General features: G+C 41.3%; 11 protein-coding genes. 4 read left to right on the forward strand and 7 right to left on the reverse strand.

Features of this window, described 5'->3' with window-relative positions; translation table 11 throughout:
- Window positions 1-7: 7 nt before the first annotated feature.
- Both VER99_RS06635 and VER99_RS06640 read left to right on the forward strand, forming a co-directional pair.
- Window positions 8-1,426 (forward strand): 6-phospho-beta-glucosidase, encoded by a 1,419-nt coding sequence (locus tag VER99_RS06635; protein ID WP_020333168.1) that lies wholly within the window; start codon window positions 8-10, stop codon window positions 1,424-1,426.
- Window positions 1,427-1,511: 85 nt separating this feature from the next.
- Window positions 1,512-2,816: a carbohydrate porin gene (locus VER99_RS06640; protein ID WP_020333169.1), complete on the forward strand. Its 1,305-nt coding sequence runs from the start codon at window positions 1,512-1,514 to the stop codon at window positions 2,814-2,816.
- Window positions 2,817-3,384: 568 nt separating this feature from the next.
- Here the strand turns inward: VER99_RS06640 and panF are convergent.
- Window positions 3,385-4,848, reverse strand: a complete 1,464-nt coding sequence (gene panF, locus VER99_RS06645; protein WP_020333170.1) for a sodium/pantothenate symporter — start codon at window positions 4,846-4,848, stop codon at window positions 3,385-3,387.
- Window positions 4,841-5,122 carry a YhdT family protein gene (locus VER99_RS06650; RefSeq protein WP_014231677.1) on the reverse strand — a complete coding sequence of 94 codons (282 nt, stop codon included), beginning with the start codon at window positions 5,120-5,122 and terminating at the stop codon, window positions 4,841-4,843. Before VER99_RS06650 ends, panF begins: the two co-directional genes overlap by 8 nt.
- Window positions 5,123-5,407: 285 nt before the next feature.
- Between VER99_RS06650 and VER99_RS06655 the strand changes: the two genes are divergently transcribed.
- A complete protein-coding gene (locus VER99_RS06655; protein ID WP_014231678.1) occupies window positions 5,408-5,791 on the forward strand; it encodes an energy transducer TonB in 384 nt (127 codons plus the stop codon).
- Window positions 5,792-5,978: 187 nt separating this feature from the next.
- Here VER99_RS06655 and VER99_RS06660 read toward each other — a convergent pair whose 3' ends face one another.
- The gene (locus tag VER99_RS06660; protein WP_020333171.1) at window positions 5,979-6,956 is read right to left on the reverse strand and encodes a GlxA family transcriptional regulator; all 978 of its coding nucleotides are present in this window, start codon (window positions 6,954-6,956) and stop codon (window positions 5,979-5,981) included.
- A 114-nt stretch (window positions 6,957-7,070) separates the two neighbouring features.
- Between VER99_RS06660 and VER99_RS06665 the strand changes: the two genes are divergently transcribed.
- Window positions 7,071-7,688: a LysE family translocator gene (locus VER99_RS06665; protein WP_020333172.1), complete on the forward strand. Its 618-nt coding sequence runs from the start codon at window positions 7,071-7,073 to the stop codon at window positions 7,686-7,688.
- A gap of 86 nt (window positions 7,689-7,774) precedes the next feature.
- Here the strand turns inward: VER99_RS06665 and VER99_RS06670 are convergent, their stop codons facing one another.
- The 4 genes from VER99_RS06670 to VER99_RS06685 form a co-directional block, all read right to left on the reverse strand.
- Complete coding sequence (locus VER99_RS06670) at window positions 7,775-8,200, reverse strand: septal ring lytic transglycosylase RlpA family protein (RefSeq protein ID WP_049873810.1); 426 nt, start codon at window positions 8,198-8,200, stop codon at window positions 7,775-7,777.
- Window positions 8,201-8,567: 367 nt separating this feature from the next.
- Window positions 8,568-10,367 (reverse strand): amidohydrolase, encoded by a 1,800-nt coding sequence (locus VER99_RS06675; protein WP_020333174.1) that lies wholly within the window; start codon window positions 10,365-10,367, stop codon window positions 8,568-8,570.
- 273 nt (window positions 10,368-10,640) lie between these two features.
- Window positions 10,641-11,411, reverse strand: a complete 771-nt coding sequence (locus VER99_RS06680; RefSeq protein WP_014231683.1) for a DeoR/GlpR family DNA-binding transcription regulator — start codon at window positions 11,409-11,411, stop codon at window positions 10,641-10,643.
- A 123-nt stretch (window positions 11,412-11,534) separates the two neighbouring features.
- Window positions 11,535-12,341 carry an HAD family hydrolase gene (locus tag VER99_RS06685; protein ID WP_020333176.1) on the reverse strand — a complete coding sequence of 269 codons (807 nt, stop codon included), beginning with the start codon at window positions 12,339-12,341 and terminating at the stop codon, window positions 11,535-11,537.
- Between the last annotated feature and the right edge of the window lie 112 nt (window positions 12,342-12,453).

Below are 12,453 nucleotides of genomic sequence, written 5' to 3' on the forward strand. Positions count from 1 at the left end.
GATGTATATGAACAAAGACAAAGTATTTCCAGAAGGCTTCCTATGGGGTGGCGCTCTAGCGGCTAACCAATGTGAAGGTGCTTATAATATCGATGGAAAAGGCCTGTCTGTTGCCGATGTTCTGCCTAATGGTATTGCCGGTAAAATTATGGATTCAGATGAAGGTCATTATCCTTTTCATGATGCGATAGACTTTTATCACCGCTATAAGGACGACATTGCATTATTTGCCGAAATGGGCTTTAAGTGTTTACGTCTTTCTGTCGCCTGGACTCGTATTTATCCTAACGGTGATGACGCTGAACCGAGTGAAATTGGTTTAAAGTATTATGAAGATGTGTTTAACGAACTGCTTAAACACAATATCCAGCCTATGGTAACCATTTGTCATTACGATATGCCGTTAGCTTTGGTTAAAAAATATGGTGGTTGGCGTGACAGAAAACTGATTGACCTTTATGTTCGCTACTCAAAAACTCTATTTGAGCGTTATAAAAATCAGGTGAAACTGTGGTTGACGTTTAATGAAATCAACATCATTTCTCACTTCCCATTTACTGGTGGTGGTTTGTTGTTGGACGAGTCTGATGAAAATCGCGAACAGATTATCTATCAGGCAGCACACCATCAATTTGTTGCCAGCGCGTTGGCTGTGGGTGAGTGTCATAAGATAATACCGGATGCGCAAATTGGTTGTATGTTAGCCTTTATTCCATTTTATCCGTATAGCTGTAATCCGGCTGATGTTCAGGCGGCTTACGAGCAGCAACAAGAGCAATTATTGTTTAGTGATATTCAGGCGCTAGGTGAATATTCTAATTTTGCCAAAGGCTACTTTGAGAAAAAAGGCATCAAAATAGAGTTTGCAGAAGGGGATGTAGAAGCGCTGAAAGATAACATGGTCGATTTTGTTAGCTTTAGTTACTACATGAGCTGTGCGTACAGTGCTAACCCTGAAGATAAAGAAACCACGGATGGTAACATTCTTGGTGGCGTTAAAAATCCTTACTTAGCGACTTCTGATTTTGGATGGCAGCTCGATCCTCAAGGTTTGAGATACACGCTTAACGTACTTTACGATAGATATAAAAAGCCTTTGTTTATTGTCGAAAATGGTCTTGGAGCAATCGATACCATTGACGAGAACAATCAGGTAAACGACGATTATCGAATCGAGTATTTGAAAGATCATCTTATTGAAAGTAAAAATGCAATTGATGATGGTGTCGAACTTCTTGGTTATACAAGTTGGGGACCTATTGACATCGTAAGCTCATCTACTGGTCAGCTTAAAAAACGCTATGGGTTTATTTACGTCGATATTAATGATGAACGTGTTGGCACATTAAATAGATACAAAAAGAAAAGTTTTAATTGGTATAAAGAAGTAATCAGTACCAACGGGAAAACACTCTTTAATAAATAACTTCAATTTAAGTAATTAATATTTATTCAGCGCCTGTGTAAATCAGGCGTATGAATTCTTATTGCATATTTTATAGGGAAATAAAATGTTATTAAAACAAAATAAATTAATTAAATGTATATCTTTAGCCTTGGTTTTAGGCTCCAGTAGCAGCTATGCCGTTGACTTCCATGGATACGTTCGAGGTGGTGTATTTACTTCAACAAACGGTGAAATGAAAAGTTATCGATTAAACAATTTAGGACGATTTGGCAATGAAGTTGATGGTTACTACGATATAGCATTGCAGCATCAAATTTTCAGTGATGAGACCGAGCGTCGATTTGATATTCGTGTTGATGCTGAGGGTAATATGGATATGCGAAACAACTGGGAGTCAGTGGGCGTTGACTCATCTTCTGACGATGAGAGTTTATCGTCAACCAATAACCCGATGGCAATTACACAGTATTTCTTAGAAGGGTATGGATATATCCCTTCTCTACCTGATGCTTCCATTTGGGTAGGTAAAAGAAGTTATAAGTCTCGTGAATTGCAAATGTTTGACTATAAACTAATCGGTGTATTCGGCCCTGGTGCTGGTATTGATCATGTTAATGTGGGTCCAGGAAACTTATCTTTGGCCTGGATAAGAAACGATTCTTATGCTGATGTGAAAGTTTCTGATTCAGAAGCAAGTAATACTTTAAATAATACTAATATATTAGATATTAGATACGCGAATTTACCTCTGTTTAATGATGTAAAAGGAGAGGTTTTAATTGACTATGCTCTAGTGAATAAAAACGATGCGCAAAAATATAACGAAGATAATGGAATAAATTATAAGTCGGAAAATTCATTGCAGACATCGTTTATTATTACTGCACCTTTAGACAATGGGTTTAACGAAACTGTTATTCAGTATGCGGATCATGGTTTTGCACCTAATATGGTGAATCACGGTTATTATCTTCAGGCAAATTCAGATTTTAGTAGTGCTAAAGGCTTTAGGGTAGCCAACTATGGTGAAGAGTACCTGTCGGATAACATTATCGCCAATCACGCTATTGCTTATGCCTACGCTGATAATTTAGGTGATGGCTTAGGCTATGATAAGGCTCAAGAATTATCAGTAGCTTTCCGTCCCGAATACATTTGGAATAAATACAGTAAATCCGCCATTGAGGTATCTTGGTTTGGTCGTGAAGAAACGTCTGGCTCAACAACTGAAGAATACCAAGGCCATAAAGTAACGCTAGCACAGGTTCTTTCAGTTGGTGAAAGCCAATTCCTGAGACCTGAGATCAGAATTTATTCTACATATCTAAAAGCGAATGATGAAACGCCTTTTGCTGATAACAAGGATAGTCAACTGAGCTTTGGTATACAGATGGAAGCTTGGTGGTAAGTCCATAAATGTTAAGTTTTAGAAGCTGTTATTGCACTGAATAATTATTAGCAGTACGTGGAACTCATCCATGGCAGCTATAATTCAATACAGATTTTAATCGGACCATTCCCCCCTAGTTGTCCGATTATTAAAAGTGTCTAAGAGTACAACCTACCTAGAGAGGCTAAATAGCTCCTGAGGGCCTCTCTAGTTATCATATATTTTGGCTAATCTTACTCTATTTAAAATATTCCTATTATACGTTAAACCTATCATTATAATTAACCCTACCAAGTACTATGGAATATCAATGAGCGTGATCGGGTGTATTATTAAAAGAAATATAAGTTTGATAACACAGTTATTAAAAGCGACTAAGACTTAAATACACTTCTTCAAATCAGATATGATCGCATTAAAGCTCTAAACTCTTTACAAGTGGATGTAAGTGAAAAAAGAGTGTAACAACTAAATCATAATCGACCTTTACGTAGTTCAGTTTTGGTCTTGAGTGTAAAAAAGAGAGAGCGATATATGTCGCTTATATCAACTATCGCTCTTTCTGTGTGAAATATGTTTAGCTCTTTTAATTGACTGATACTAACTGTTCGTTATTAGCTGCATTCGGTTTCAATAAGCTGCCGATAACAAAAGCAAGCATGCCAGTAATCATCGTCGGAACGATGGGGTGGACACCAGCCATATCGGGTTTGAGCCAAACTAAGCTGATGTATACACCGAGCCCAATGACCATGGAGCTAAACGCGCCGGTAGCCGAGGCTTTTGACCAGTACAAACCAAATACCAGCGGCCATAAAAATACGGCCTGCAGACCACCCAATGCCACAAGGTTCAGCCAGATGATCATATCCGGGGGATTCGTCGCAGCAACAAAAACCAGACTGGCGAAGATAGCGGTCGTCCACAGTGAAATGCGGTTCAGTTTACTGTCTGCACGCTTGTCTTCAACGATCTGGGGATTGATATAGTTTATATAAAGGTCTTTCAGCAGCGTCGATGATGCTTGAATCAGCTGTGAATCGATAGTCGACATAATGGCCGCCATTGGCCCTGCGAGAAAAATTCCGGCAAACATCGGGGGCAGAACCGTCATCATCAGTGTTGGCATGATTTGATCCGGGCTGGCAACCTCTGGCACGAGTGCTCTGCCTAAGGCTCCGGTCAGGTGAGTTCCAAACATCAGTAATGCAATCATAATTGTACTGATCACCATACCTTTATGCAGAGAAGGGCTGTCTTTGTATGACATGCATCGAACAGCAGCCTGAGGTAACCCGATGACGCCAAAACAGACCAGAACCCAAAAGCTCAGGATGAACGGCTGACTCAGGAAATGATCCGGACCATATGGTGTCACCAGAGCAGGGTCAATGGAGTGAAGTTTGGTGACCAGGTTTTCCAGACTCCCACCAGCATGAATAACACCAGCCAGCAGAACGATGGTGCCGATGACCATCATCACCCCCTGAACGGTGTCAGTCAGAACAACAGCCCGGAAACCACCAATCGTCGTGTATATGCCGACTGTACAGGCGAATAACAGTAGCCCATTCTGATAGCTGATCCCAAGCACAGTTTGCAACAGGCGGGCTCCCCCAACAAATTGCACTACCATTGTTCCGAAAAAGGCCAGAAGCAGAGCAAGTGAAGAGAAGATCACGACTTTTCGGCTCTTAAAACGGGCATATAAAATATCGTTGATCGTCACCGCGTTATGGCGTCTTGCTTCTATCGCAAATTTTTTCCCGAGAACGCCCAGAGTCAGCCAGGTAGCCGGCAGCTGGATCATTGCCAGCAACACCCAGCCCAGTCCCATTTTGTAAGCCGCTCCCGGTCCGCCGATAAAGCTACTGGCGCTCGCATAAGTTGCCGCCAGCGTCATGGCGAGGACAAATCCTCCCATACTGCGGCTTCCCACGAAGTATTCGGTAAGAAAGTTCCCCGGCTTGTGATAACGGCGAGTCAGGAATGCCAGAGCGAAAACCGCAAAAAGGTAAATACATAAAGGAATAATAAGCTGGCTATTCATAATGTTCGTCATCGTATTTATCGAGAGGGATATCCTTATAAAGGTATTTAACCATTAGCGCGCATAGCACGGTGAAAAGGATGGGGCCAAGTACACATGACAATACAAACCACAGTGGCATGCCCCAGTATAATTGAGGGAGTTGCAGTTCGTCTTTTGGCGCAGAGAAAACATAGGCACCACAGTACCACCAGGCAAAGTAGCCCAGAGCAAGAAGTATCGCCCAACACGCTTCGCGATTGGCCTGATGGATAAGATCAGAGTTTTTTTGCATAAATTCACTGTTTAGTTAAATCGACTACCGTAGGAGGCATACTCTAAAACAATTGGACTAGAACATTAACAGGTGAGGCCTAATTTTCCATTTTTCAGTGGCTGAAGCTAGCAATACTCATCGTCAGCCTTCAATCAGGTCAACCTAGAGCGAATGCTCGATTTTGTGAACCAACCTTCTTTTATCCATTCAACCTGTTGATTATAAATTATAAGGTGGCTTAATAAGCTTCAGCATTATGCTACTCACCCCATAACAAGGTGTTATATTTTACAAGGAGTGTAAATGAGAATTTTGAGTTTATTATCGATAAGTCTTTTAGCTTTAAGTGGTTGTGCATCAAAGCAGGAAGTATATTTGACACAATCACCAATTAAAGTTGAGCTACAGGATTTACAAGATTATTGGGTTCAGACATCTGAAGATTTTAGGTTCAGTTTAAAGCCTCATATTGATGTGCCAAAAATAGGTGGTTATGTACAAATCAACTATTTAATAGACTCGAATGGAGAGATATTTAACCCTACAATTGTAGAGTCATCTCCCGAGGGGGAGTGGGATCTCATCGCGTTAAAGGCTTTAAGTAAACTAGAATATGTTCCGTCTGAATCTAATACATTAAAAATACCTGTTTACGTGACAAGTGAAATCAGTTTTCAAAGTAGATAAACTTGCCTAAAACTTATAAGTCTTCTTTCATTAGATAATCGTATCGTTTTGGCTGTGTCAGCAGCCAATTTATCTCGAACAATAAAGTTATCTTCACTTTTGCATTCTGATCATTTAGCAATGCCGAGAAAGACAGATTAAAAAATAAATTAGCCTCGAAAAGGGTTTAAATAAACACATCTCATAGTTAAATTATTGGATCGCGACGGCATTGCCCTGGTGTGATGCCAAATCTTTTTTTGAAAATCTTGCATAGATAGCTGATATCTCTTACACCAACTTCATCTGCAAGTTGCACAAGGTCATGGCTAGAATGCGTCAATCGCCAGTACACATGTTGTAAACGCAACTCTTGCCAATAGTGACGCGCGGAAACGCCAAGCTTTTGCTGAAATAAACGGTCCAATTGTCGTCGGCTGATGCCAATGAGCGTAGCAACCTGTTCAACGGTTATTGTCTGCTCTAAGTTTTCTTGCATTAAAGAGACCGCTCTATCCATATGACGATTCTGGTATAGTCCTTGATGTGACGATTTCAGGCGGTGCTGCATACTGCGGTTTTCATCAACCAGCATATCCGCTAAGCCTTTTTCTGCTTTTATCTGGCCAACATGTTTTTGCAAAATTGCCACCGCAAGATCGATAGCGGCACTTCCCCCAGTACAACTGATCAGCTTGCGATCAAAATGATAAAGTTGTTCATCTCGTACGACGACTTTAGGGTAGGTCGCTTTGAATTCACTATGATGTCGCCAATGAACCACGATTTGGTGACGGTTCAGTAACCCTAGCTCAGCAAGGGTAAAGCAAGCGTTATCGATGCTTACTATTGGTATTCCATTTGCGACAATAGTTCGAATAAAAGAGCGGTAATAAGCTGATTGTTGCTGTGATTCAATCGCAGTGCGACTACCAAACAGAACCACATAGTCAAAATCCGCAAGCTGAACTTCGCTAGGGTCGAGATCAACTTCAATCGGGATCCCGCTACTGGAGACAACTAATCCTTTGGTGTGAGATAAAATTTTCCATGAACAATACCGTTGTTGACTGTTATCGGCTTCATCTGCTGAAAAACGGAGTTTATCCAAGAAGCCGCCAAACGGAAGCATGTTAAAATTATTCAGAGGTATCAATAGAAACCGGACACCATTTTCTGCGTTCATTTGTCTTGCGCCCTTTGTCTAAATAGTCATACTTTACGTCCAGAATATACCATAAACAATTTTGGAACTGAGAGATACTAAACCCAATTCAGTATCTCAATTAATCGGTTATTTATGACGTTTGAAATTTGGTGTGTCTTTGCTTTGTCTGCTCTAGGTCTTGCTTGTGTGCCGGGCCCAAACTCACTTTTGGCACTAAGTCATGGTGCTCGATATGGTTATAAAAAGACAATTTGGACGATATGTGGGGGGATTAGTGGCTTTTTCATATTGATCACGGTAGCAATGCTAGGTTTAGGCACGCTACTAGAAGCAAAACCTGAGTTGATGATTGGTCTTCAATGGTTGGGTGCATTGTATCTTGCTTGGTTAGGTTTCAAGCTATTCTTCGTATCAGCTGTGAGCATAGAACAAACAAGAAATGTGGTTTCTGTATTGCCTAAGGAGCTGTTTAAGCAAGGGTATTTTGCAGCACTGTCCAACCCGAAAGTATTGTTATTTTTTACGGCTTTTTTAGCTCAGTTTATCAACCCAGAAGAAGCATTTATTCCACAGTTCCTGGTGATAACATTCAGCTTTCTTTGCATCGAGTTCGCTGTAGAGTTTAGCGTGGCAAGACTCGCTGATAAGGTTAAAACGCTACTTTTAGCCAATGGGCGAATCTTCAATCAGTGTTGCGGTGCGATTTTCTTGCTGTTAGCAGCAGTGGCTGTTGTTAAAAGCCTATCATAAGGGAATGGCAAAGCTGTTATTTCACGGCTATCACGAAAGGTTTTAGTCGAGCCTTGTTTACTATCAAGCTGAATTCGAGCAGGGGTTTAGTTTTTATACCTAAAGGTATTACTATCATCAATAATCTCAATTTTGATCGGCACGACGCCTTTTTTGATGCTGCCTATTTGCTCAAATGCTTCTTGTGAAAGATCAATGACTCTGCCTTTTACAAAAGGACCTCGATCATTGATTTTGACATCTACCTTTTTGGCGTTTGCTGTATTGGTGACTCTCACGATTGTTCCAAAAGGTAAGCTTTTATGAGCCGCTGTGTAAGCTCCTTTGTTATATCGCTCACCACTTGCTGTACGTTTTCCGTGAAACTTTTGACTATACCATGAAGCTTTACCTGTAAGCTGATGTGATCTGGAATAACTTTTTGTTTTATCTTGGCTTATGGCCGAAGCGGAGGAACACCCAACTAACAAGTTAAGGATCAAAGCGACAAAAATGAGATTAAGTTTTTTCATGCGTTTTAGCTTGTTATACAACATGGTCAGGCTTGCCACTATTACATTAAGTCAGTAGAAAATTGAATGAGACAAGCGCTATCATTCAATACGATTGCTGATTGTTTCATAGACTGCATTTAGTTTGGTCATGGGTAAGAAAATTTTTGGATCTGAAATTACTAACGTTAGGCCCTTTTTGACGATTGAACGAGATGATTAATGTCCTCTAATAGTCTGTAAGAACGAACTGTATGCCAGTGAATCGCGGCGATTCATTGTTGTTTTTCAAATATATCCATATTTTAGAGATAGAGTTGGTTAAACAAATAGGAAGCACAACTGGCTTCCTAATTGTTTGTTAAAAGTAAGAGACTGAAAAAAGAGATCAGTGGGAGTGATGCAATAGTCCGGCAGAAATCATCGTGGCAGTTGCGATTTCCTGACATCGCTTAGTGTTTACGCAACTACCTGCGGCGACTTGTTGATCACTTGAATATACCGTTAGCCCTTCTTTTATCGTTTCTAATACTTTGATATCGGCCAGTGTTTCAGGTTTTGCCGTGAGCGGGTTCTCAGACAAAATAACCAAGTCAGCGAGTTTTCCTACTTCCAGAGAACCTTTGCTTTTCTCTTCTTTGTATTGAGTGGCCGCCCATAATGTTTGCGATTTTAATCCGTCCAGCGCCGACACGCGTTGTTTAGGCCCCAAAACATGCCCAGTACGACTTACGCGGTTAACTGTCGCGGAATAAACACGCATTGAGTTAGGTAGAGCCACAGGAGAATCATGGTGAGAGGTATAAATCATGCCTAAATCTCGAGCCCAGCCTGTTGGCGAGATATTCTCTGCTCGATCTTTGCCTAAAACGGAATTCATGTGCCAATCACCCCAATAGAAAGTGTGCATTGGGAAAAACGACGGAAAAACGCCCAAGCGCTTAAATCGCTCTACTTGATCTTTACGAGCGGTCTGCGCATGTATTGCGATAAAACCTCGGTCAGGTACACCGTGTTTTTTCTCACTCGCTTCAATACCATTAAGCAATTGATCAATTGCAGCATCACCGTTGACATGGGTTAACAATTGCCACCCATTACGGTGTGCTAACTCTATAAGCTCAGCGGCTTGTTCATCACTCATACTCGGGTAACCTTTGTAGCCTTTCTCTTGACCAACAGGTGGAACAAGGTAAGGTTCCGTTAGCCAAGCGGTTTTGCCTTGAGGAGAACCATCCAGATTAAGCTTAGCTCCTGCCACGCGGAATCCATTAGAATACTCACTTGAGTAATACGGAGGAGAGATAACCTCTTGAGCCACTTGAATATCAGGATACGCGGCCACATCGATAGGGAGTTTTCCCGATTGAGCTAAGTCGTACATGGTTTTCACCGCCGACGTTGAAGCGCGGCCTTCCTGAGCGGTGGTATAACCAAAACTTGCGTAAAGCTCCATACCCGCTTTAAAAATGACTTCATTCTCTTTGGCGTTGAGTTTGGCAAATAGCGGTAGCAAGGTCCCAAAGAAAGCAGTTTCTTCCAGCACACCATTAGGTGTTTTTCCATCACTCTCACGACGAATCTTACCGCCATCAGGATCGGTGCTCTCAGCCGTCAAACCTGCCAACTCCAATGCTTTAGTGTTCAACGTTGCTAAGTGACCTGACTGATGAATAATAAGTACCGGAAGGTCTTTAGATACTTCATCCAATTCTTGGCGAGTAGGATGCCTTTGCTCTTTTAGCTGTGAGTCATCATAACCAAACCCCAGGATGATTCCATGCTTGCCGTTTTCTGGCTTCGCCACCCAAGATCTTAGTTCTTCTTGCAGCGACGCAATACTATTTACATTACCATCAGGATCGGCAAGTAAGTTCGCAGATAATGCTTGAATGCCCGTGTTAAAAACATGTCCATGACCATCGATAAAGCCTGGAATTATCGTTTTACCATCTAAATCGACAATTTTCGTATGATCATCTCGTAACTTCATCAATTCTGATTCTTTACCGACCGCTAAAATGCGACCATTTTTAATCGCTAAAGCTTCAGTGGTAAGTTCGGAGTCATTAACCGTAATAATCTCGCCGCCAACATAGATCGTATCTGCAAAAGGTTTTGCTGGACTTGCCGCCCAAGTGGTCCCACTGGCGGAAAGTAAAGCGAATACCAAAGGTGAAATTCTCATGATGTTTCCCTCAAGGAACGTCGAAAAATGAATTGGTAGGAAGTAGAAAGTGTAGATTAATCAGGTAGATTTTTCCCAACTTATATCAAAAAGGTTTCATTTAAGGAGAAGAGTTTAGTCGAACGCTAAAATGGTAGGCGGTATTAAAAGGACGTAAACAGACAATTGACGAATGAGGCTTACCAACTTTGTGTTTGGTAGAGTTGATAGGCCTAATTCAAGTTGTCTGAACGATAGTCGGCATATCAACTTTAGAAGCCTTAGAGTTTTTCGTTAAAGAGGATTAGTGGTAATCACGGTGCAATCTAATTGGCTGAAATAATCTTTTGCTACCGTATTGCTTGGAGAACAGATTAGGTAATCAACGTCCTTAGATTCCATAAATGGGTAGGGGCCTAATGCTTCAATTTTGTCCTCAGTACATAACGCAACAATTGCGCCAGCTTTTGATGCTGCATGGCGTTTGAACTCACCATCCTGATAGTGAATCGCGCTGAATCCTGCTTCAGACGACCATCCACAAATCCCCATAAAACAAAGATCAAATCGAAATTTGCTTAGTGCTTCAACGGCTGTAATGTCGATGGCTCCACCAACGGCATAATTCAATTCACCACCAATAAGAATGGTTCTGATATGTTGCCTTTCCAGTAGTCGGGTGGCGATAGCTGGGCTGTTAGTTACGACCGTTAAACCGATATCAGTAGGTAACAGGCTTGCGAGCAACATATGGGTACTGCTGGCATCTAGGAAAATGACTTGTTCTGCTTTGATAATGGTTAGTGCCGCAAGTGCTAAAGCCTGTTTTTCGCTATTTCTGTTCTCCAGGCGTTGCTCTTGCGTTCCTGTCGGTGGCACGAGAGACAGCGCACCGCCATGAATTCGTTTACATAATCCTTCATTGGCTAGAAAACGTAAGTCTCGACGAATCGTGGCTTCGGTGGTTCCAAGTTGCACGGCTAGGTCAGTTGCCATCACTTTATTATGAGATTTGAGTAAATTCAGGATTAACTGATGGCGTTCTTCTGGTGAAAATTTTTCCATTATCATTTTCTATTCATGAACTAGTGCAACCATTATAAACAAACACGCTTTGTGTTCATATCTGTTCGTTTATGCTTATCGAATTTCCAGCTTTAAAGTGGCCAGCCCAACTTAAGGAACAGGTTATGATTTTGTTTGCAGGGCTAGGAACTGTAAAATCGTGTGCATTACACCATCCTCATCATTTGAACGGGTAATATAGTTTGCCGCCGCTTTCGTTTCTTCAAAAGCATTACGCATGGCAAAGCTAAAGTGAGCACGTTCCATTAGCTCGATATCATTGAATCCGTCTCCAAATACCATGGTTTCAGCTTCTGTTGCTCCGACGATGGATTGCAGTTTTTCAACGGTGGTTCCTTTGTGAACGCCAGCATTCGCAATATCGATCCATGCAGCTTCTGATACAACGATATAGGCTTGTTCGTCAAAGTGAGAGAGTTGAGGACGAATTAGTGGACACTGTTTGTTCTCATCATAAACAGTGATCTTTACGAAATCAGAATCAATATCTGTATATGAATCGACCAATTTTACCTCAGCATAAGAGGTTCTTACTAAGTTGCGTAAATGCTCGGGTGTATCTCGTTTGATAGCAGCAAATTCGGGGGTACACGCAATGACGATATGCGAGCCTTGGATAGACTCTAATTGCTGAATGATGTTAAGACCTAACGCATTATTGAGAAGAGATTGATAAATAATCTGTCCCTGATGTTTGATACGAGTAGCGCTGTCTCCGAGTATCCAGAAATCTTTGCTTTGTTCTCCGAATAGTTCTTCAACCCGTTCAACTTGCTTGCCAGTACAAGGGGCGAACTTCACACCATGCTCTTGCATGCTGGTGACTACTTGCTGGAATAATTCGCGGTTGTAATCCCCATGACGGTTTAGAAACGTCCCATCCATATCCGTGATAATCAGTTTAATCATTATTGCATTCCTCATTTTTTAATCGGTCACTGAAGCAATAAAAACACAAATGGACATAATGATCAATAAGTGAACATTGTTTTGATTGTTTGTGTTCATTGGTGTTTGTTTT

Source organism: Vibrio natriegens NBRC 15636 = ATCC 14048 = DSM 759 (assembly GCF_035621455.1).
Taxonomy (GTDB): domain Bacteria; phylum Pseudomonadota; class Gammaproteobacteria; order Enterobacterales; family Vibrionaceae; genus Vibrio; species Vibrio natriegens.